18 protein-coding genes and 5 tRNA genes are annotated in these 20,521 nt (G+C 50.0%); 16 read left to right on the forward strand and 7 right to left on the reverse strand.

Going from position 1 to position 20,521, the window contains the following annotated elements; translation table 11 throughout:
* Positions 1-90 precede the first annotated feature (90 nt).
* The 6 genes from ACZ481_RS09085 to ACZ481_RS09110 all read left to right on the forward strand — a co-directional run bounded on the left by ACZ481_RS09085 (position 91) and on the right by ACZ481_RS09110 (position 2,525).
* Positions 91-166 (forward strand) — tRNA-His (locus tag ACZ481_RS09085).
* 16 nt (positions 167-182) lie between these two features.
* Positions 183-258 (forward strand) — tRNA-Gln (locus ACZ481_RS09090).
* 126 nt (positions 259-384) lie between these two features.
* Positions 385-460: transfer RNA gene (locus tag ACZ481_RS09095), tRNA-Lys, on the forward strand.
* Between the two features lie 69 nt (positions 461-529).
* Positions 530-614: transfer RNA gene (locus ACZ481_RS09100), tRNA-Leu, on the forward strand.
* An 818-nt stretch (positions 615-1,432) separates the two neighbouring features.
* Complete coding sequence (locus ACZ481_RS09105) at positions 1,433-1,861, forward strand: hypothetical protein (protein ID WP_464769828.1); 429 nt, start codon at positions 1,433-1,435, stop codon at positions 1,859-1,861.
* 118 nt (positions 1,862-1,979) lie between these two features.
* Positions 1,980-2,525 (forward strand): CDP-alcohol phosphatidyltransferase family protein, encoded by a 546-nt coding sequence (locus ACZ481_RS09110; RefSeq protein WP_464769829.1) that lies wholly within the window; start codon positions 1,980-1,982, stop codon positions 2,523-2,525.
* 202 nt (positions 2,526-2,727) lie between these two features.
* On the opposite strand, the gene ACZ481_RS09115 is transcribed toward ACZ481_RS09110, so the two are convergent.
* From ACZ481_RS09115 to ACZ481_RS09130, 4 genes are all read right to left on the reverse strand, one after another.
* A complete protein-coding gene (locus ACZ481_RS09115) occupies positions 2,728-3,171 on the reverse strand; it encodes a universal stress protein (RefSeq protein WP_464769830.1) in 444 nt (147 codons plus the stop codon).
* A 70-nt stretch (positions 3,172-3,241) separates the two neighbouring features.
* Positions 3,242-6,343 (reverse strand): efflux RND transporter permease subunit, encoded by a 3,102-nt coding sequence (locus ACZ481_RS09120; RefSeq protein ID WP_464769831.1) that lies wholly within the window; start codon positions 6,341-6,343, stop codon positions 3,242-3,244.
* Positions 6,340-7,461 carry an efflux RND transporter periplasmic adaptor subunit gene (locus tag ACZ481_RS09125; protein WP_464769832.1) on the reverse strand — a complete coding sequence of 374 codons (1,122 nt, stop codon included), beginning with the start codon at positions 7,459-7,461 and terminating at the stop codon, positions 6,340-6,342. Before ACZ481_RS09125 ends, ACZ481_RS09120 begins: the two co-directional genes overlap by 4 nt.
* Before the next feature lie 143 nt (positions 7,462-7,604).
* A complete protein-coding gene (locus ACZ481_RS09130) occupies positions 7,605-8,231 on the reverse strand; it encodes a TetR/AcrR family transcriptional regulator (protein WP_464769833.1) in 627 nt (208 codons plus the stop codon).
* 247 nt (positions 8,232-8,478) lie between these two features.
* Here ACZ481_RS09130 and ACZ481_RS09135 point away from each other — a divergent pair, with 247 nt between their 5' ends.
* Positions 8,479-8,625, forward strand: coding sequence for a hypothetical protein (locus ACZ481_RS09135; RefSeq protein ID WP_464769834.1), 147 nt, complete (start codon positions 8,479-8,481; stop codon positions 8,623-8,625).
* A 46-nt stretch (positions 8,626-8,671) separates the two neighbouring features.
* On the opposite strand, the gene ACZ481_RS09140 is transcribed toward ACZ481_RS09135, so the two are convergent.
* Entirely contained in the window at positions 8,672-8,962 is a 291-nt protein-coding gene (locus ACZ481_RS09140) for a hypothetical protein (RefSeq protein WP_464769835.1), read from the reverse strand.
* Here ACZ481_RS09140 and ACZ481_RS09145 point away from each other — a divergent pair.
* A complete protein-coding gene (locus ACZ481_RS09145) occupies positions 8,951-9,535 on the forward strand; it encodes a DUF2238 domain-containing protein (protein ID WP_464769836.1) in 585 nt (194 codons plus the stop codon). The genes ACZ481_RS09140 and ACZ481_RS09145 overlap by 12 nt on opposite strands.
* Before the next feature lie 65 nt (positions 9,536-9,600).
* Here ACZ481_RS09145 and ACZ481_RS09150 read toward each other — a convergent pair whose 3' ends face one another.
* Complete coding sequence (locus ACZ481_RS09150) at positions 9,601-10,002, reverse strand: hypothetical protein (protein WP_464769837.1); 402 nt, start codon at positions 10,000-10,002, stop codon at positions 9,601-9,603.
* Positions 10,002-11,240 (reverse strand): radical SAM protein, encoded by a 1,239-nt coding sequence (locus ACZ481_RS09155; RefSeq protein WP_464769838.1) that lies wholly within the window; start codon positions 11,238-11,240, stop codon positions 10,002-10,004. The genes ACZ481_RS09150 and ACZ481_RS09155 overlap by 1 nt, the downstream gene beginning before the upstream one ends.
* Positions 11,241-11,400: 160 nt before the next feature.
* Between ACZ481_RS09155 and ACZ481_RS09160 the strand changes: the two genes are divergently transcribed.
* From ACZ481_RS09160 to ahbA, 8 genes are all read left to right on the forward strand, one after another.
* A tRNA-Gly gene (locus ACZ481_RS09160) sits at positions 11,401-11,475 on the forward strand.
* A 247-nt stretch (positions 11,476-11,722) separates the two neighbouring features.
* Positions 11,723-13,012 (forward strand): trigger factor, encoded by a 1,290-nt coding sequence (gene tig / locus ACZ481_RS09165; RefSeq protein ID WP_464769839.1) that lies wholly within the window; start codon positions 11,723-11,725, stop codon positions 13,010-13,012.
* A 37-nt stretch (positions 13,013-13,049) separates the two neighbouring features.
* The gene (gene clpP / locus ACZ481_RS09170) at positions 13,050-13,655 is read left to right on the forward strand and encodes an ATP-dependent Clp endopeptidase proteolytic subunit ClpP (protein WP_464769840.1); all 606 of its coding nucleotides are present in this window, start codon (positions 13,050-13,052) and stop codon (positions 13,653-13,655) included.
* Between the two features lie 12 nt (positions 13,656-13,667).
* Positions 13,668-14,930: an ATP-dependent Clp protease ATP-binding subunit ClpX gene (clpX, locus tag ACZ481_RS09175; RefSeq protein ID WP_464769841.1), complete on the forward strand. Its 1,263-nt coding sequence runs from the start codon at positions 13,668-13,670 to the stop codon at positions 14,928-14,930.
* A 145-nt stretch (positions 14,931-15,075) separates the two neighbouring features.
* Positions 15,076-16,770: an ATP-dependent protease LonB gene (lonB, locus tag ACZ481_RS09180; RefSeq protein WP_464769842.1), complete on the forward strand. Its 1,695-nt coding sequence runs from the start codon at positions 15,076-15,078 to the stop codon at positions 16,768-16,770.
* A 146-nt stretch (positions 16,771-16,916) separates the two neighbouring features.
* Positions 16,917-19,235, forward strand: coding sequence for an endopeptidase La (lon, locus tag ACZ481_RS09185; RefSeq protein ID WP_464769843.1), 2,319 nt, complete (start codon positions 16,917-16,919; stop codon positions 19,233-19,235).
* The gene (yihA, locus tag ACZ481_RS09190) at positions 19,232-19,870 is read left to right on the forward strand and encodes a ribosome biogenesis GTP-binding protein YihA/YsxC (RefSeq protein WP_464769844.1); all 639 of its coding nucleotides are present in this window, start codon (positions 19,232-19,234) and stop codon (positions 19,868-19,870) included. Before lon ends, yihA begins: the two co-directional genes overlap by 4 nt.
* A 170-nt stretch (positions 19,871-20,040) precedes the next feature.
* A complete protein-coding gene (gene ahbA, locus ACZ481_RS09195; RefSeq protein WP_464769845.1) occupies positions 20,041-20,490 on the forward strand; it encodes a siroheme decarboxylase subunit alpha in 450 nt (149 codons plus the stop codon).
* Positions 20,491-20,521: the final 31 nt, after the last annotated feature.

Raw genomic sequence — 20,521 nt, forward strand, 5'->3', positions numbered from 1 at the left:
AGACCGGGGCTTGTTTTTTATCGCCAGGGTGCTTGACATAATGATTTTGGCATGATAGAATAAGTTCTGTCGCTAAGCGATGTTTACATGGTGGCTATGGTGAAGTGGTTAACACGGCGGATTGTGGCTCCGTTATTCGAGGGTTCGAACCCCTCTAGTCACCCCAAGTTTTTCTTACCTGTAGGGGCGTCGCCAAGTCGGTAAGGCAACGGACTTTGACTCCGTCATGCGTTGGTTCGAGTCCAGCCGCCCCTGCCAATGAACTCTATTTATAAGGCAGCTGCGAGCGTGGCTTGGCATTTTCTCCTGTTGCCGCTGGATTCAATGGGAGGATGCCTCCCTCTTGTAGAGTTGCACTATGCCGCTTGCCGGCATGTATACGTCGACCCACTAGCTCAGTCGGTAGAGCACCTGACTTTTAATCAGGGTGTCCCGCGTTCGAGTCGCGGGTGGGTCACCAATGATATCAACATAGCAGTATTGCTGCTAGATTGATATAAACTTTTTGCGGCAAAGCTGCAAAGCCAATGCGGGAGTGGCGGAACTGGCAGACGCACTAGACTTAGGATCTAGCGCCGTGAGGCGTGCAGGTTCAATTCCTGTCTCCCGCACCAAATTAACAAAAACAAAGGCTTGCAGGATTGGTCCTGCAGGCCTTTGTTTTGTTATTTCTGCAACGGCACAATAATAAAGATTACTTTAAAATGGTTTTCTATTTGTGAACAAAGACCGGGGCACAGCCGATGTAAGAAACCGCAGTGTGAGCTTCGATGCTGGCTTTGCCCCCATATGCCAGTAAATAAACCCCTGTGGTCAACAACAGGGGTTTATTTACAGAAGGTTAAAGCAGTCAGCTGCGCTGAAACGCGTTAGTCGGGATTTTTGACTTGCCGTGGAAGGCAGACAATAAAATATCTTACCTGTCAAGCGCTCCCGCCAGTTCATCTGTACTTGCATTTTACCGCAAACAGGCTATAATTAGAAATAGGTGGAAATTAAAAAGTCGCCGTGACCTGAAAGTGTTAGCGCACTTTCAGGCCCGCGCAAGGTGAACAGGCACCTACACGTAACAGCCAAGCTGTCCACGACGACATTTCTATTATACACCGCCCTTCTACTGCGGCACAAGCGGGGGAGCGCGGGGTTAATAGCCGTTGCCGCCGGCGACGCCGGGCTGGGAGTGCGACTGGACGCAGCAAATGATTCTAGCCTCAGCCGCTGCTGAGCAGCACCAGGGCCAGCCGAACCCTGCGGTTCGTGGCTGCGCCTTATTGTTCAGGCCGGGTATGCCGGCTTATTGGCGCTGAGTATGTAACAGACATCGAACCAGGACGCATGTGTAGGGTAAACCCTTTGCATGCGTCTTTTTAATTTCCCCTATAAAAAAGCTGACGGCCCTACCGGCCGCAGTCTGAATATAGGGGGTATATACATGTCTGAAATAACGGGTTCCGGTTCAGCCGCTTGTCCCCGGCCGACATCCGCCCTGCCGGCAGCGCCGGCGCGGGAACTGCCGCCGCCCGGGGCGGAGCAGGCGGACCGGCTGATGCTGCAAAGCATCTTACACGAGACCTTTAATCAGTATCTCTTTACCAGGGTGGACAAGATCCTCAAACTGGCCGAAACCAACGATGCCGGCTACAGCAAGACGGTCCATGAGGTCAACGTCCACCTGAACCGGCTGCTGAAACTGGCCGGGAAACTGAAGGACCAGTACCCGGAATTGCTTGACCTGGTCATGGCCCTGGAGTCGTTCACCGCCCTGGAGTCGGGCCAGTCGGCGGAAATCGCCTACAAGCAGGGCTTGCGGGACAGCGGCTATATTCACCAGGAATTTATGGCCTTCCTGCAGCAGCGATAGGCCCCATATATCCGGAACAACCCTGTAACTGTGAGCTATGCCCGCCTGCGCTGCAGCGAATAAAACCCGGTGGGAGCAGTATGCTATAATTAAAGGCTGTTAGGGCGAGGTTTTTATTATGGAACGATTACCTAACCTGCTATCCGGTTTGCGCATTGTCTTGGCTTTAGTGCTGCCGCCGCTTGCAGAATCACCTGGTTTATTTGCCGCAACTTATGTTTTGTGCGGCATTACCGACATTGCCGATGGCTATATAGCGCGCAAGTACAACGCCGCAACAACGTTAGGTGCTAAGCTGGACAGCCTGGCGGATGTGATTTTTTGGGCTATTGTTCTGGCCATTCTTTTCTTGCGCACCGGTATTCTTTCCGATAGGCTGGTCCTGACAGGTGCCCTGGTTGTAATCCTAGTGCGGGCAGCCAATTTCTTGATAACAAAAATTAAGTTTAAGCAATGGGGCATGCTGCATTCTTATGGGAACAAGGCGTCAGGGTTGGCTCTCTATCTTGCTTTGCCTGGTTGTGTATTCTTGGGCTACATGCCGCTGTATCTTGTGATCCCCGTATTTACTATGGCCCTGTTATCCGCCCTGGAAGAAACGGCGATATTAGTTACTGCCAATAAATACAACCCTAATAAAAAGAGTCTTGCGACTAAAGACTGAACCGGATAGTACCACTAAAAATAGCTGACGCAGTCTTCGCGCAGCTATTTTTAGTTTGTGATCGCCGGAGTTCGGTGCAGTGGCTGCCGGGCTCAGCGAGGGCTGCCAGCCGGCGTCTACGGGCACAGGCGATTGCCCAGGGGGTGTCCGGCAGCCTGGCAAGGTTATTAGGCCGCGGCCGCCGGCTGCGGGTGAACGCAAACTATTTAACAACCAAAACCGGGCAAGTGGAATGATGGAGAACGTAAGTGCTGACGCTTCCCAGGAGCAAGCCGGAAATTGCGCCTAAGCCCCGCTTGCCGATGACGATAATATCATAGCCGTTGTGCGCGGCGAAGTCGGTAATGGCAGTACGTGGTTCGCCCAGCTCGTTGTAAGTTTCCACGAAAACGCCTTCCGGGACTTGCTTGACCGCTTCGAGCAGGATTGTTTTGGCAAAGTCTGCAGGATCGGTAGATGGGTTGGGCGGGATTTTGGCTCCCTTGACCTGGTCGTACAAAGGGACTTGCTGCGCTAGAACCGATACGTAAAGAATGGTGATTTCCGCAGTCCAGGCCCGGGCCAGCGCCGCTGCATGCGACAATGCCCTGAGCGAATGGCTGGAACCGTCCACCGGAACTAAAATTTTCTTATACGGGACGCCCATGATGAATCAACTCCTTGTACAATGTAATATATGGGTATTTAACCCCAAAGCTTCCTTACCATCGGATAAATCAAACAGACTGGTTGGTTGTGCTGGTATTGGCAGAACTTTGCCGGGCGGTGGCGGGCTGGGCTTTATACCAGGCGGCATACATGACCGGCAGTACCAGTAATGTTAAGACCGTAGCGCCAGCCAGGCCAAAGGCAATTGCCACAGCCATAGATCCCCAGATAACACTGGAAATCAACGGGATCATAGCTAGAATCGCTGCGGCGGCAGTCAGCATAATCGGCCGGAACCGCATTACCGTAGCATGGATAATGGCATCCCAGAGAGAGTCGCCGGCTTCAAGCTGCTGATCGATTTGATCCATCAGGATAACGCTGTTGCGCATAATGATTCCCGCCAAGGCCAATATGCCTAACTGGACGACAAAGCCCATTGGCCTGCCTGTCAAAAGCAGGCCGACCGCAACGCCAATGAGTCCAAGCGGCGCGGTAAGCAAAGTTAATATCATTTTCGGTATGCTTTGCAACTGTATCATCAGCAGGATCATGATGACAATGAGCATGGCCGGCACCGGCTCCATAAGGAATTTAGTACCTTTTAGACTCTCTTCCATAGGACCGTCGAATTCGATCGTATAACCGAAAGGCAGACTGTCGCGAACGGGCTTCAGATCATGATACACCTGTTGCACGACATCGTTGCCGGTGAAGCCTGGCTTAATTTCCGCCTGTACTAAAATTTCCGGTTTTAGGCCATAACGGTAAACCAACCCATTTTCCGCACTATAGCTAATATTAGCAATTTGCTCTAAGGGTACATAACTGCCACTGGCAGTACGTATGTTTAAATTTTTGATCAGCGATGGATCCGTGCGTTCCCGGTCTTCAAAGCGGAGCAGCATAGTAACTGTTTTGTCGCCTTCGCGGAACTGGGTAACCGGCTGGCCGGACAGCTGGGTTTGTAGAGCGGAAGCCAGGTCCTGGCTGGTGACACCTAAGGTACGCGCTTTGTCCTGATCGATTGCCAGGTGAATGACTTTACTCTTTTCATCCCAGCTGAGCACAACCTTGCTTACTGCCGGATGAGCCTGCATGACCTTATCCATTTGGGCGGCAATCTCATGGACCTTATCATAGTCGTAACCTCTGACCCGCAGCATAACCGGGTATTCAGACGGGGGACCGTTAGCGAGGACTTTCGTATGGACTCTGGCTCCGCCAAGCTTTTCATTGGCCAGCTGATTCACCTTAACGCCCAGCCTGTCGCGGGCCTCCCGGTCTTTGGCCACAATGACGAATTCGGCAAAGTTCGTTTTGTAAAATACCGGCTCATAAGCCAGTACAAACCGGGGCGCGCCTTCACCGACATGATAGGTGAAGAAATCAATATCGGAATCGCCGTCAAGCAGGGCGGCCAGCTTATTGGCAGCTTCTTCGGTGCTTTTTAAAGAGGCCCCCTCCTGTAAATGAATCTGGGCGATCAGTTCCGGCCGTTTCGTGGCAGCAAAGAATTCTTGCTGGACCAGGCCAAAGAGCATAATTGCGCCGGCAAAGCAGGCGGCAGTGCCCGCTAATACCTGCTTGCGGTGGGTCAGGAACCAGATCAGGACCTGCTTAAATAGGCGATAAAATTTCGTATCATAGAGCGCGTGGATATCCTGCGTTTCTTCGCCTTCCTGTTTCACCTTGATAAATTGGGCGCCAAGCAGCGGTGTTACCGCCCCGGCTACTATCCAGGAAATTATCAGCGCTGCCGTGATGACTTCAAAAATTGAGCCGACTGCCTCGGAGGCACTGCCCCGGGAGAAGCCGATAGGGATAAAACCGGCGCAGGTGATCAGGGCGCCGGTCAGCCGGGGATAGGCAGTGGATGTGTAGGCAAAGCAGGCAGCGTTGAACCGGCTCCAGCCCTGCTCCAGCTTGACAGACATCATCTCGATGGTGATGATGGCATCATCAACCAGCAAACCCAAAGCGATGATAAGGGCCCCCAGCGAAATATTTTGCAGGGCAATCCCATACATATACATAAAAGTAAATACGGCGGCAATTACCAGCGGAATGCACAGCGCGACGATGATCCCCGAGTGCATGCCCAGACTGAAAAAACTGACAATCAGAACAATAATGACGGCTTCCGCCAGCGAGCGGACAAATTCGTTAATGGAGGTTTCCACAACCTTGGGCTGATTGACAACCTGGTTTAGCTCCAGTCCTGCCGGCAGTTCTTTTTTTACCTGGACAATGGTTTTTTCCAAATCCGCTCCCAGGGTTAGGATATTTCCGCCAGGCTCCATTGCCAGCGCTATCCCCAGCGCCGGTTGTCCGTTATAGTACATCTTTGGATCCATTGGCTCAGAATAGCTGCGCGCGACTTTGGCTATGTCCCCCAAACGGAAGCTGCGGCTATTCGCTATGATGGGGGTATCGCGAATGGCCTCGACGTTTTCAAACATACCGGTGACTCGCAAATAGAGATTGTCGGAATTCGTTTCAACCATACCGGACGATGTCGTGGCATTCTGGGCCTGCAGGGTCTGGCTGATGGTATTGGGGTCGATCCCTAATTGGGCCAGTTTGCTGTTGTCCAGTTCAATATAAATTTTTTCTGTTTGTATGCCTATCAGCTTAACTTTGCGCACGCTGGGCACATCAAGCAGCAGGCGGCGGATTCTTTCCGCTTTCTCCCGCATTTCCTCATAGGTATAGCCATCACTTGTCAGGGTATACATGACCCCGTACACCTCATCAAACCGGTCATTAAAAGTGGGTTCTTGCACGCCATTGGGCAGAGTACTTTTCATATCCTGGACTAAATTACGGGTTTCCAGCCATAATGGCCGGATTTCATTTTTGGGGACGGTATCTTTTACATGGACGTGGATGACTGACTGGCCCGGCAGAGAATAGCTTTCCAAATAGTCAAGCCCGGGTAAGTCCTGAATTTTTTTTTCAATTTTGTCGGTAACCTGTTCTTCTATTTCCCGCGCTGTGGCGCCCGGCCAACTGACGCCGATGATCATTTCCTTGATGGTGAAGTCAGGATCTTCCATACGGCCGAGGTTATTATAAGAAAATGTACCGGCAGCAAAAAAGAGCACTATAAAGAAATAAATAAACTGTTTATGATGCAGTGCCCATTCGGTGAGATTAAAACTTTTCATAAGGATTCACCACCAACTTGAACCTGCTGGCCTTCCTTCAATCTATGTACACCTTTGGCAACATATTGGTCGCCCTTTTTCAAGCCTTCAAGAACCTCCACCAGTTCATTGCCGAATTTACCCAGCTTAACCGGGCGCAGGGTGACAATATTGTCTGATATTACCCAAACTGCCGGTGTATCTCCGGTTTGATAAACCGCCGTAGTGGGAATATATACGGTTTGTTGCGGGGAGCTGCTGGCCACGGATACGGTGGCAGTCATGCCCAGTTTCATTTCGGGCGGTGGGTCGCTTAAGCTAATGCGTACTTTAAAAGTCCGCGTAACCGGATCCGCCATGGGGGCAATTTCCCGCACTTGGCCGTTGGCCACGAGATTGGACAGCGCCCAAAAGGTTACCTTGAGATCTCTGGCTGAGCGTAGTTCTTCTATGCGGTTTTCCGGCACACTTATCTCCACTTCGCGTTCACCGTCCTGCACTACGGTGACGATGGTTTGTCCGGCACTGACCACCTGGCCTGTTTCGGCAGCAATGCTGGCTACAATCCCCGGTTTATCAGCTTTCAACAAGGTATAATCCAGCTGGTTGGCACTTTGCTCATATTGCGCGGCGGCTTGGCGAACCCCGGCAACGGCTACCTGATAAGCGTTGGCCTGCTGGTCATACTGGGACTGGCTGATAGCGCCGCCTGCCAGTAGTTCCCGGTACCGTTTGAGGTTGCTCTCCGCTAATTGCAGCTGCGACTCGGCCGAATATACCTGAGCGGAATAGCTGTTTACCGTTTGCACAACGTCCTTGGCGTCAATTTGCAGGAGTACGTCGCCGGCCTGGACCGTACTGCCCAATTGCACGTTTCTTCTGACGATTTTGCCGTTTACCTGGAAAGCGAGCTGGCTTTCGTAACGGCCGCGCACTTCGCCGGCGTACATATACCGCTGGGCAGCACCGGCGCTGCCGATAACGGCGGTGCGTACCACCGGCATGTCGCTGACAATTACCTGCGGAGACTGTTGTCCCTGCCAGAGCATACCGCCGAGCAGGCATAAGCCGGCGATGGCTGCTAACGCACAATACAATTTTTTTTTGGAAATATTGGTTGGCCAAGATGGTAATTGCATGATTTCACTCCCTTGTTTTTTTGGTATTGTATAAGGCCAATTATTTAAACGTATTTAAATAATTGGCCTGAAAAAACCGCTCCAGCCCAATCTCTTGGGAAAGCGGGAATTTCAGCTAATGCAACTATGGCTGTCTTGCAGGCTTACGGCGAGATATGGATATTTCCCTCCTGCAGGCCTACCGTTTTTTCGATGAGAGATTCCGCCATTCGCAGCCGCAAAACCAAGAGTTCTTCAGGTAGTTTTTCATAGAAGGAATTAATTAAAAAATCCATGACAAGCAGGATAAAGCTCAAGGCAGTCTGCGGGTGGGGGACGGTAAAGTCCTGACGGTTTCTGCCTTCTTCGATGATGTTCAGCCCCAAAGGCGTGAGCATGATCTTGACGCTGTGAATCAGTTTATTTTTAATATGCACATTCTCCTCATGATAGAGCGTGTTAAGCAGTTCCTCGCCATGGGCGCGAACATTTTTTATTACGATACTGATCATAAATCCCAGCTTTTCCGCCGGGGCGGCACCGGAACGAGTCATGTCGGCAATCTCGGACAGGAAACAAGCTACCTGGCGGTTAAGCAGCGCTTCCAGAATTTCCTCTTTGGACTTGAAATAGTAATAAAACATTCCCTGGGTAACGCCCATTTCTTTCGCAATGTCACTAACCGTTGTTCCGAAATAACCTTTAACTGTAAATAAATATTCCGCTGTATCTAAAATCTCGGTAATGCGGATTTGCGGATCTTGCGGCGGCCTGGCCATAATACACCTCATTCTTTAAATATATTTAAATTATAAATTCTGCTATAAATTTTTTCAAGAAGTATTTTCCATATGATATTGTAAAAGCCATATTTGTCAGTTTATTCATAATCTATTCCTTTGCTATGCTGGCGCGCGCGCCGGAGGGAGAATTTGGCGAAAGGTCTGTTTAAAGGCCGGAAAGCGGAACATGTTAGCTGACGATATTTAGTTGCTTCCAATAAATACAACGCTAAAAAAGCCTTGCCGCTAAACCTGAATGCCGGTAAAAAACCAAAATAGCGGCCGCAATGGTTGCGGCCGCTATTTTGGTTTTTACTTCAAGCTGATAATGCCCATACTGGCCGGCCAATTTTGGACTCTGGCCGGCAGGCTGCACCACTCGGCGGCGGTAAGAATCACCTGACCGGGTTCTAATACGTGAGCCGGTATCCGGAAGTTTTCCGCACTGCCTAAACCGGTGCCGGATAAATCACCGCCATAGGCCGAGATGGCGATACGGTCAATTTTTTTATGGGGAGAGTCTGACTTAGAAAAAAGTCTTTGCTGACAATTGCTCTCATAACACTGGCCTCGCGGGAAATGGGCTGTTCGTAGCTGTTACTATTTAATTTTATCATACCATATACTTCCCCGGCTGCGGAAGAGGCTGCCGGCATTAATCCTGTCAACAGAGCCTGCTGATTATAGTTCGCCAAACTGGATAATAATAAGATCAGGGAGGTGTCTTGTTGACAGACCACAAAAAGCTTCTTTATTTCCTCACAGGCCTGTTTCTCTTGGCCATGACTGCCATTATCGTTGCCCTGGCAGTAGAGGAACGGTATGAGTTTGCGCAAAACATAACGGTGAAAACCTGCTTGCTGACGGTGTTTACCTGGCTGGAGATGAAATATACTGTAAAAATTCCTCATACCATACGCACACTGGTGTTAATAACAGTTCTTAGTGATAGCTTCTTTGGGCTCTATATGAACTTATACACTACGTCAGCAGTTTTTGATAAGTTTCAGCATGTTTTCGGCAGCTATACATTTTCATTATTCTTTTATAATCTGATTTGTCAGCTTACCCGACCGGCAATAAGCCGTACATTTAGTTTTATTTTTGTTATATCACTGGGGTTAAGCATCGGTGTTTTCTATGAGCTTGGTGAATTTATCGGCGATTTGACCGTGAAGCCCAGTGTTCCCAGCCAACCCAGTTTAGTAGACACAAATCTTGATTTAGTTGCCGATCTCATCGGCGCGTTTATTGCTGCCGTACATATGATCATTGTTTTTCAGATCAATGATAAGCCGCCTGGCCAGAGGTAGCCGGAGATTGGAGAGCGGCCGGCGGCGGCTGTTGCCCCGCTACGGTCCCGCCAGGGCTGCCTTATTTACAGGGGATTGCAGGGACGATTTGTTTTGCATTTACGGGGCGAGCAAGAGCGTGGTGAACAGGAATTCGGCTGGCAGGGAGACCAGGAAGGCCGGCAGCCGACGGACTGATTCGGCTGGCAGGGAGACCAGGAGGGCCGGCAGCCGACGGACTGATTCGGCTGGCAGGGAGACCAGGAGGGCCGGCAGCCGACGGACTGATTCGGCTGGCAGGGAGACCAGGAGGGCCGGCAGCCGACGGACTGATTCGGCCGGCAGGGGGACCAGGAGGGCCGGCAGCCTATATTATTAACCCGCTCATCAAATTCGTCGTCATCGAATTCGCCCTCAGCAAAATCCTCACTCCACTCCTCGATATCAGGGACCTCCCATTTGGGCTTTTTGTATTTTTCATCAGACATTATTTATCGTCCTCCCATTTTCCGGTGTAAGGGTTATAAAGACAGTCGGCAGGTGCCGCCTGCCATGACTTTTGCGGATCCGAACCTTGCGCCAGCGGCCGGCAGTCATAACAGGCATAACGATACTCGCAGGCTTTGCATTTATCTATGCAATCTTTCGTTGTGCACCAGCACTCTGCCAGCAATTGCCCGTTAAGGATGTCAGCCAGCGAACTAGCCAATATATTCCCACAGACTTGAGTGCGGGCAAATATGCAGGGGATAACGTCGCCGTTGGCGGCAATGGCGGCCCGGCCGGCCAGGCAGCTGTGAAACTTCTGGACTTTGGCAAACGTTGCCGCATCAGCAAAAAACGGCGGTTTAATCATTGGTTTGCTGTAGGCAAGCGGCAGCAGGGCCTGATCATCGCCCCGCCCTGTGGGGCGAACTACATCCGGCAGGGCCGGTTCGAGCCCGAGCCGGGCGTATACATTCATAATATTTTCCACTTCATGCTCATTGGCTTTCATAATAATAGATGCAAGCCGCAAAGGTATACCGCTGGCCAGGATTTTTTGAATCGCCGCCATGGTTTTTTCAAAGCTGCCGGCATGAAGGGTCACGCGGTCATGTACCGCAGCATTGTCGGCATAGAGGGTCGTAGCAATGCTGACATTATGCTGTTTGAAAAAATCAATACAGTCATCAGTGATAAGCGTGGCATTCGTGAAAATTTCAATTAGTTCGTAGTTTTCCTGGCGGGCTTTAACCACCAGTTCCTGCCAGTTGGGATACAGCAAGGGTTCGCCGCCAATGAGCTGGATGCTGTCCGCCCCTAGCCGCCGGGCCTCGCTGATAAGGTCAAGCCAGCGGTTATGCGGCACCGAGCCCGCAGGCGTTTGCGGGCTGCTGGCTGAATAGCAGTGCAGGCAGCGATTGTTGCAGCTGGTAGTAAGCTCCAGCCAAATAAATTCCAGTTTGGGCTGATAAGCTGGCAGCTGCCGCTGCAGGTCGGGCGGAGAATCCGAGTAGCCGGCTCCTAATCCGAGCGCTGTCAGTTTATCAAGAAATGATAAGTAGATTTTGTTATCAGCTAAGGTAAGGTCCATTATGTCTTCCAGGGCTGCTTGCCGACAGGCCTGCAATAATTTTACGGCTCCCTGATTAATTGAATATACCCGGCCTGTGGTTAAGGCATAAATAGCTCCCCGGGCCTGGCCTTCTACTAGCACGCAGTTTTTGTTCAGCCGGTAATGCAACTGGCCAGCCTCCTTCAGGATATTGCTTTGTTGTCTATCCCTGATACATAATATGCAGGCTGGCAGGCAGGTGTTAGCTGCTGGTTTAAATTAGTATAAATTTAAAGTTGACAAATGATTGATTATGGTATATGATAAGTAATGTTCTTGACGAGGCTGCGCGGAAGTAGCTCAGTGGTAGAGCATCGCCTTGCCAAGGCGAGGGTCGCGAGTTCGAATCTCGTTTTCCGCTCCATAGTACCCATAACCCAGCACATATCTGCTGGGTTTTTTGCTCATATCTTGTCTTTGTTATTTACTTGTGTTATGATATTATTCATGACATTGCTACAAATTATGGACACTGGCCCGAAAAAAATATATTGGTTAATCCAGGATCCCCATAAAATTTATGTCAATAATGGGAATACTATTACGGGAGAACTATGTTGACAATTAATAAGCCGTGTCAGCAGTTAATTTAATAAGGAGGAAATACATAAATGAAGGTAACAGCGGAAAGAATAGACAATCATAAAACGGTGCTTAGTCTTGAGGTACCCCAGACTGAGGTGGTTAAGGCTGTTGAAAAAGCATATCGCAAGCTGGCTAATCAGGTCAACATACCCGGCTTCCGTAAAGGTAAAGCTCCCCGTAAAGTAGTGGAAATGCGTATTGGCAAAGAAGCGCTGCTCGACGAGGCTTTCGAGATTCTGGCTCCCCAGGCCTACGCCAAAGCGTTGGCGGAACAGTCGATCGATCCTGTGGGCCGTCCGGAAATTGAGGTTGTTACGTTGGCGGAAGACCAACCGTTAGTGTTTAAAGCGACTGTTGTTAAAAAACCTGAAGTTACTTTGGGTCAATATAAAGGTCTGGTAATAGAAAAGAAGGCTGCCGAGGTTACTGATGCCGACGTGGACAGTGAACTGGAAAAAAACCGCAGCCGCAACGCCAAAATGGTAGTAGTTGAGGACGCTGAGCTTAAACAGGGTGACCTGGCCATTATCGACTTTAAAGGCTTTGTGGACGGTGCTCCTTTTGATGGCGGCGAAGGTAAGAGTTATCCGCTCGAAATCGGCTCAGGCAGCTTTATTCCCGGCTTTGAAGAGCAGTTGATTGGCGCTAAGTCCGGGGATGAGCGGGAAGTAAGCGTTTCCTTCCCCGCGGATTATTTTGTAGCTGAATTGGCCGGTAAAGCGGCTACCTTTACGGTTAATATCCACGACATCAAACGCAAGGAAATGCCTGAACTTGATGATGAGTTTGCTAAAGAAACCGGGGAATTTGATACGCTGGCGGAATTAAAAAGCGATATTAAGAATAAGTTAGAACAGACTGCTGCCGATAAAGCCGAACGTGAGTTCCGGACCGCTGCTATCAAAGCTGTTGTTGACGGGGCTGAACTTGACGTGCCGGACGTAATGGTTGAGAATCAAATTGATAACATGATTCAGGACCTGGATGTAAATTTACAGCAGCGCGGCATGCAACTTGCAAAGTATCTTGAATATACTAAAATGGATATGGCGGCCCTGCGGGAAAACTACCGGGCAGCGGCTTTATATAATGTAAAAACCGACCTGGTGCTTGAAGCCATTGTTAAAGCAGAGGGCTTTACTGCTGCACCGGAAGACCTGCAGCGGGAGATTGAAACTATGGCGCAAAACTATCAGACAACAGTGGAAGAGATTGTGAAGGTAATTAAGGAAACCAATCGTTTCCAGGCGCTTAACGACTCAGTCCTGCGTAAGAAAGCTGCACAATTTGTAATTGATAATGTTGCAGCACAATAAATGCAGATAATAAAATTTAGATATTGAGGTGATTTTTATGCCCTATGTGCCAATTGTAGTAGAGCAGTCTAACCGTGGTGAGCGAGCTTATGATATTTACTCACGGCTATTAAAGGACCGTATTGTATTTATCGGCGGACCGATTGACGACAATGTGGCAAATTTGTTTATTGCTCAGTTGCTATTTTTGGAGTCGGAGGACCCGGAGAAAGATATTCATGTATATATTAACAGTCCGGGGGGAGTGGTAACGGCGGCGATGGCAATGTATGACACCATGCAGTATGTTAAGCCCGATGTGACCACTACCTGCATGGGGCAGGCCGCCAGTGCCGGTGCATTGCTGCTTGCCGCCGGCGCAAAAGGTAAACGCTATGCCCTGCCTAATTCACGCATTATGATTCATCAGCCTCTTGGCGGTACGCAAGGGCAAGCTACCGATATTGAAATTCATGCTCGGGAAATTCTCCGTATGCGGGAACATTTAAATGGCATCCTTGTCCATCATACCGGTCAGCCGTTAGAAAAAATTCAGCGTGACACGGAGCGTGATTTTTTCATGTCCAGTGAGCAGGCGAAGGAGTACGGCCTCATTGACGCAGTTGTGGCGCGGGGTGATAAACACAAGGAGACTCCCAAGTAGAGAGGTGGTAATATGTTGAAATTCGGTGATGACAGGGGTCAACTAAAGTGTTCGTTTTGCGGTAAACTGCAAGAGCAGGTAAAGAAGCTTGTTGCCGGACCAGGAGTTTATATTTGTGATGAATGTATAGAACTTTGCAATGAGATTATTGAAGAAGAACTGAGCGAGGATATGGATGTTGAGCTCAGGGATGTTCCGAAACCCAAAGAGATCAAAGACATTCTTGACCAGTATGTCATTGGCCAGGAGGAAGCTAAGAAATCTCTGGCTGTAGCTGTGTACAATCATTACAAGCGAATTAATCTGGGTGCTAAAATGGATGATGTTGAGCTGCAAAAATCCAACATCATTATGCTTGGTCCGACTGGCAGTGGTAAAACGTTGTTAGCACAAACGCTGGCTAAAATTCTCAATGTTCCCTTTGCAGTAGCCGATGCCACCTCGTTAACTGAAGCCGGTTATGTAGGTGAGGATGTAGAGAATATTCTCTTAAAATTAATACAGGCTGCTGATTACGATGTGGAAAAAGCGGAAAAAGGTATTGTGTACATTGATGAAATTGATAAAATTGCCCGTAAGTCGGAAAACCCCTCAATCACCCGCGATGTCTCCGGTGAAGGCGTACAGCAGGCCTTGCTTAAGATACTGGAGGGTACGGTAGCCAGTGTGCCGCCGCAGGGTGGTCGTAAGCACCCCCACCAGGAGTTTATTCAAATTGATACCACAAATATTCTGTTTATCTGCGGCGGTGCTTTTGACGGCATTGACAAGCTGATCAGCGCCAGAACCGGCAAGAAATCCATGGGTTTTGGGGCTGAAGTCCGCAGTAAGGAGAAGAAGCTTCTGGGTGAGATTTTGAGAAATATTCTCCCTGAGGATTTGCTTAAATTTGGGCTGATTCCCGAGTTTGTCGGGCGTTTGCCTGTTATTGTCACCCTGGACGCACTGGATGAAGAGTCCCTGGTGCGGATTTTAATCGAACCCAAGAATGCTTTGGTAAAACAGTATCAAAAGTTCCTGGAAATCGACAATGTCCAGCTTGAATTCAAAGATGAGGCCTTGAAAGCGATTGCGGCTGAGGCCTTGAAGCGCAATACCGGTGCCCGGGGCCTGCGGGCGATTATCGAAGGCATCATGCGGAACGTAATGTATGATATCCCCTCAAGGACGGATGTCGCCAAATGCATTGTCACCAAAGAGGTTATTGCTAATAAAGAGGAACCGGTACTGGTGACTGCGGAACGCAAAACAAAGAAAAAAGAAGAATCCGCTTAAGCAAAAGGAGCCGTCCGGCTCCTTTATTTTTTGCCGTTCGCCTGCCGGGTTTTGCCAGGATAAAATCATGCTCATTGCCTATACTAGACACATGGTAAACAAAAACACGCAAATCTTTTGCCCGGGAAAGGAGGTTCATTGAATTTTGGATTATGCTGTAAATATCATCAGTGTGATTCAGTTGTTTTTTGCCGTGGTTATCGGGCTCTATTTCTGGAACCTGTTAAAGTCGCAGCAAGGCAACAAGATGGCGGTGGAGCGCGAATCCAGAAAAGAAATGGACAAACTGCAGAAAATGCGAGAGATATCCTTAACTGAACCGCTGGCTGAAAAGACAAGGCCCACCGACTTTTCCGAAATCGTCGGTCAGGAAGAAGGCCTTAAAGCGCTCCGGGCCGCTCTGTGCGGTCCCAACCCGCAGCATGTTCTTATTTACGGACCCCCCGGGGTAGGCAAAACTGCGGCAGCGCGCCTGGTACTTAATGAAGCCCGACGCAATGGCTACTCGCCTTTTCGGATTGCGGCCAAATTTATGGAATTGGATGCCACAACCGCCAGATTCGATGAGCGTGGCATCGCCGACCCGCTGATCGGCACGGTCCATGATCCTATTTATCAGGGGGCCGGCCAAATGGGGATGGCCGGTATTCCTCAGCCCAAACCGGGAGCTGTGACCAAAGCCCATGGCGGCGTGCTGTTTATTGATGAAATTGGGGAACTTCATCATATCCAGATGAATAAACTATTAAAGGTGCTGGAAGACCGGAAAGTGTTTTTGGACAGTTCCTATTATAATAGTGAAGATACCAACATTCCCCAGCATATTCACGACATATTTCAAAATGGCCTGCCGGCTGATTTCAGGCTTATTGGGGCGACTACGCGGATGCCTCAGGATATTCCCCCGGCCATCCGCTCCCGGTGTGTGGAAATATTTTTCCGGCCGCTGCTGGCAGACGAGATTGCCAAGGTAGCCCTCAACGCTGCCAAAAAAATCAACTATACCATTGATGACGGCGCGGTGGAGGTCATTAAGCGTTATGCAACAAACGGGCGGGAGGCTGTGAACATCATCCAGATTGCGGCCGGCATTGCCCAAAGCAGCTGTAAAAATGACAATCTCCTTACCCAGGCTGATGTCGAGTGGGTCATTAATTTTGGTCAGTATAGCCCCAGGCCCGAGAAAACGATACCGGCGAAACCCCAGATAGGTGTAGTAAACGGGCTGGCTGTGTATGGGGCCAATATCGGGATGCTGATGGAGCTGGAAGTAACGGCGGTGCCCAACGCATACGGTACAGGGAAAATGACGGTTACCGGGGTTGTTGATGAAGAGGAGATAGGCTCGCCGGGGCGTACCATGCGCCGCAAGAGTATGGCCAAAGGTTCGCTTGACAATGTACTTACCGTTTTGGCCAAAGAATTTGGTATTGAATATACCAAATATGACATACATGTTAACTTCCCTGGCGGCGTGCCTGTTGACGGACCGTCAGCCGGCGTGACGGTGGCAACGGCGATTTACTCGGCGATTTACAATCTGCCAATTGATAATACCGTGGCCATGACCGGTGAAATCTCGATTCGCGGCCTGGTAAAACCTGTTGGCGGTGTCAGTGCCAAGGTAACTGCCGCCAAGCAGGCCGGAGCACGCCGGGTCATTATCCCCCAAGAAAACTGGCAAGAGTTGTATGCGGGTATGGATATTGAGGTTATACCGGTGGAAACTCTGCAGGAAGTGTTGAAACATGCGATGGTTAAAAGCAGCGAGGTTTTGCGGAAGGATATACCGGTGGCCAGGCCGGAGGTGCTTGCTGCCGCCGGGATAGATAAAGGTTGATTGATTTTAGCCGGGTTTACTTAACCCGGCTGTTATTATTGGCAAATAAAAGGATTTTTTGCTAATCACTCAGAATATTTTACATAGCGGTGTTGAAACTATTAATAACTACTGATACCGCGGGTTACCGAAGGGAGGAAATAATTTTGGCGGAAAAACGGCGTACAATACCACTCTTGCCGCTCAGAGGCATATTAGTTTTCCCATATATGATTATTCATCTGGATGTTGGCCGGGAAAAGTCAATCAGCGCCTTAGAAGAAGCCATGGTTCAAGACCGGCTGATCATGCTGGCTACACAAAAAGATGCCCAAAATGACACACCTCAGCCTGAAGATATTTTTTCAGTGGGCACTGTCGCTGAAATTAAACAGTTATTGAAGCTGCCAGGCGGCACGATCCGGGTGCTGGTGGAAGGCCTGCACCGGGGGGAGATTGAAGAATTTATCAGTTTTGATCCCTATTATCAGGTGCAGATTCGCGAGTTTGCCGACGTGGAGCCAAAAACACCGGAAACGGAAGCGCTTACCCGGACGGCAATCAATCAGTTCGAACAATGGGTCAAACTAAGCAAGAAAATTCCTCCGGAAACCCTGGTTTCGGTGGTGGTAGTGGAAGAGCCCGGACGTTTGACCGATCTTATCGCCAGTCATCTATCCCTGAAAATTGAAGATAAACAGATATTGCTGGAGGCTGTCGGCGTTAATGAGCGGCTGGAACGGCTGTGTGAAATTTTAGGACGGGAAATGGAGATTCTTGAACTGGAGAAGAAGATTCACGTCCGGGTTCGCAAGCAGATGGAAAAAACACAAAAAGAATATTATCTGCGGGAACAGCTCAAAGCCATCCAAAAGGAATTAGGCGAGAAAGACGAGCGGACGGCTGAGGTAGAAGAATACCGCCAGCGGGTCAAAGAACAAAACCTGCCCAAGGACGTAGAGGAAAAAATTAATAAAGAAATTGACCGTTTGGAAAAAATGCCGCCCATGGTGGCTGAAAGCGGTGTAATCCGTACCTATCTGGACTGGCTGCTGACATTGCCGTGGACGGTGGAGACCGAAGACCGCCTGGATATTACTGTGGCCGAGGGGATATTGGATGAAGATCATTACGGACTGGAAAAAGTAAAGGAGCGTATTCTGGAATACCTCTCTATCCGTAAATTGACGGAAAAAATGAAAGGTCCGATTTTATGCCTTGTCGGTCCGCCCGGTGTTGGCAAAACCTCGCTGGCCCGTTCTATTGCCCGGGCTATGGAACGAAAATTTGTTCGTGTTTCCTTGGGAGGTGTCAGAGATGAAGCCGAAATCAGAGGCCACCGGCGGACGTATGTCGGCGCATTGCCAGGCCGGATTATCCAGGGGATGCGTACGGTTGGCTCCAAAAACCCCGTATTTCTCTTAGATGAAATCGATAAGATGAGTGCCGATTTTCGGGGTGATCCTTCGTCGGCCCTGCTGGAAGTGCTTGACCCTGAACAAAACAATTCTTTCAGTGATCATTATGTGGAATTGCCGTTTGACTTATCCCGGGTGCTGTGGGTGGTTACGGCCAATGTGATGCATAATATTCCCCGGCCGCTGCTGGATCGTATGGAAATTATCACAATTGCCGGTTATACCGAGGAGGAAAAGGTCGAAATTGCCAAGCGGTATCTTATCCCCAAGCAGACAACCGACCATGGTTTGTCTGCCAAGCAGATCTCTTTTTCTGAAGGCACAATCCAAAAAGTTATCCGCGAATATACCCGGGAAGCGGGCGTCAGAAATCTGGAGCGCAATATAGCCAATCTTTGCCGCAAGGCGGCCCGGAAAATCGTGCAAGACCAGGGGCCGGTAGTTAAAATTACGGCTCAGAATCTGCATACCTTTCTGGGGGCGAAAAAATACCGTCATGCCCAGGCCGAAGAAACCAGTCAGGTCGGGGTAGCTACCGGCCTGGCCTGGACTGAAGTGGGCGGCGATGTACTGGCTGTTGAGATTTCCACGATGAGAGGCAAAGGCAAATTAACCCTGACCGGACAATTGGGCGATGTTATGCAGGAATCGGCGCAGGCCGGGTTCAGCTACATCCGCTCCCGGGCTAAGGATCTGGGCATTGAAGAAGATTTTCATGAAAAACTGGATATTCACATTCATTTACCGGAGGGTGCCATCCCGAAGGACGGACCCTCTGCCGGCATTACCATGGCTACAGCCGTAGCCTCAGCCCTGACCGGCAAGCCGGTCAGAAGCGACATTGCCATGACGGGAGAGATCACTTTGCGTGGCCGGGTATTGCCGGTTGGCGGGATAAAAGAGAAAGTCCTGGCTGCTCACCGCGCCGGCATCCGCAAGGTTATGCTGCCCAAAGAGAACAAGCGCGACCTTGATGAAATACCGGCTAATGTTAAGCGCAGTCTGGAATTTGCGCTTGTCGAACATATGGATGAAGTGCTTAAAACCGCATTGGTGGCCACCGAATGACCACTGCTGCCGCATTTAATATTGTCAAAGCCAGTTATGTCGCTACGGCTGTGAATGCCGGGCAGTACCCGGAGAGCGATTTAGCCGAGATTGCTTTTATCGGCCGCTCTAATGTCGGCAAGTCTTCCCTGATTAACTCCCTGTGCCGCCGCCATGGGTTGGCCCGCACCAGCGGGACGCCGGGCAAGACGCAGACGATTAATTTTTTTAGTCTTACCGGTAAACTGCCTGATGAGTCGCGCTTGGATTTTATGCTTGTGGATCTTCCCGGTTACGGCTATGCTAAACGGGCCCAGACGGCGCGGGCAACCTGGTCTAATTTTATCGAGGAGTACTGGCTGAAATCAACCCGGCTGCAGCTGGTGTGCCAATTAATTGATATCCGCCATCCGCCGATGGAGAGTGATATCAATGTTTATCGATGGCTGGTGGAGCATGGCCTTACCGTGCAGGTAGTGGCTACTAAAGGCGACAAAATTCCCAAAGGCCGTATGCAGCAGCAGGTAAAGGCAATCAGCACAGGCATTAATATGCCGATGCTGGCTCCCGGCAGCCGCATCATTCCTTATTCAGCCGTTACCGGTGCCGGCCGGGATGAACTCCTTGACGTGATCAGGAATATTTTGCTAAAATGATAGTGCTACACTGAGGGGACAGTCGGCAGGCTGTCCCCTTGCTTGCCTGACCGGAAGGCAAGGCCAATTTTCGACGATAAGCAAGAACCACGACAGGCTTCTGCCGGCATCCTAAAGGACTTGGCACAAGCCAAGTCTTTTCTTAATTACCAATCAATTAGGAGGCATGCATGCTAAGTACCTTTGATAAAGAACTGCTTAATATAATCCAGACAAGACTGCCCCTTGAGCCGCGGCCTTTCGCCAAGGTGGCTGCCTGTCTGGCGGTTGATGAGGCTACGGTGCTACAGCGGCTGGCCTGGCTTAAAGAGCATAACTACGTACGGCGGATAGGTGCTTTTTTTGACTCAACTTATTTGGGGTATGTCAGCACCCTGGCGGCAGTTAAAGTGCGTGACGGCTACATAGAGGCCGTTGCCGAGGCCATTAACGCTTATCCTGGCGTTACCCATAATTATGAGCGGGAGGGCGAATATAATCTTTGGTTTACGCTCCTTACCGCCGGCCAGGACGAGCAGGAGAAAACACTGGCAGCTATAGCACGGTTAGCCGGGGTTGACAGCCTGATCAGCCTGCCGGCCACTGAAAAATACAAAGTCAGCGTCGAGTTTACCCTGTAAGGAAATATATAAGCTGCTTTCTAAAAACGAT

It is taken from the genome of Sporomusa intestinalis (genome assembly GCF_055383785.1).

What these genes read in the sequence shown, in the direction of transcription:
- ACZ481_RS09135 (WP_464769834.1), top strand. Translation starts at nt 8,479, where the DNA reads ATGCCGGTAAAAAACCAAAATAGCGGCCGCAATGGTTGCGGCCGCTAT.
- ACZ481_RS09125 (WP_464769832.1), bottom strand. Translation starts at nt 7,461, where the DNA reads ATGCAATTACCATCTTGGCCAACCAATATTTCCAAAAAAAAATTGTAT.
- ACZ481_RS09105 (WP_464769828.1), top strand. Translation starts at nt 1,433, where the DNA reads ATGTCTGAAATAACGGGTTCCGGTTCAGCCGCTTGTCCCCGGCCGACA.
- ACZ481_RS09120 (WP_464769831.1), bottom strand. Translation starts at nt 6,343, where the DNA reads ATGAAAAGTTTTAATCTCACCGAATGGGCACTGCATCATAAACAGTTT.
- ACZ481_RS09110 (WP_464769829.1), top strand. Translation starts at nt 1,980, where the DNA reads ATGGAACGATTACCTAACCTGCTATCCGGTTTGCGCATTGTCTTGGCT.
- yihA (WP_464769844.1), top strand. Translation starts at nt 19,232, where the DNA reads ATGACCACTGCTGCCGCATTTAATATTGTCAAAGCCAGTTATGTCGCT.
- ACZ481_RS09130 (WP_464769833.1), bottom strand. Translation starts at nt 8,231, where the DNA reads ATGAGGTGTATTATGGCCAGGCCGCCGCAAGATCCGCAAATCCGCATT.
- clpP (WP_464769840.1), top strand. Translation starts at nt 13,050, where the DNA reads ATGCCCTATGTGCCAATTGTAGTAGAGCAGTCTAACCGTGGTGAGCGA.
- tig (WP_464769839.1), top strand. Translation starts at nt 11,723, where the DNA reads ATGAAGGTAACAGCGGAAAGAATAGACAATCATAAAACGGTGCTTAGT.
- ACZ481_RS09115 (WP_464769830.1), bottom strand. Translation starts at nt 3,171, where the DNA reads ATGGGCGTCCCGTATAAGAAAATTTTAGTTCCGGTGGACGGTTCCAGC.
- ACZ481_RS09150 (WP_464769837.1), bottom strand. Translation starts at nt 10,002, where the DNA reads ATGTCTGATGAAAAATACAAAAAGCCCAAATGGGAGGTCCCTGATATC.
- clpX (WP_464769841.1), top strand. Translation starts at nt 13,668, where the DNA reads ATGTTGAAATTCGGTGATGACAGGGGTCAACTAAAGTGTTCGTTTTGC.
- ahbA (WP_464769845.1), top strand. Translation starts at nt 20,041, where the DNA reads ATGCTAAGTACCTTTGATAAAGAACTGCTTAATATAATCCAGACAAGA.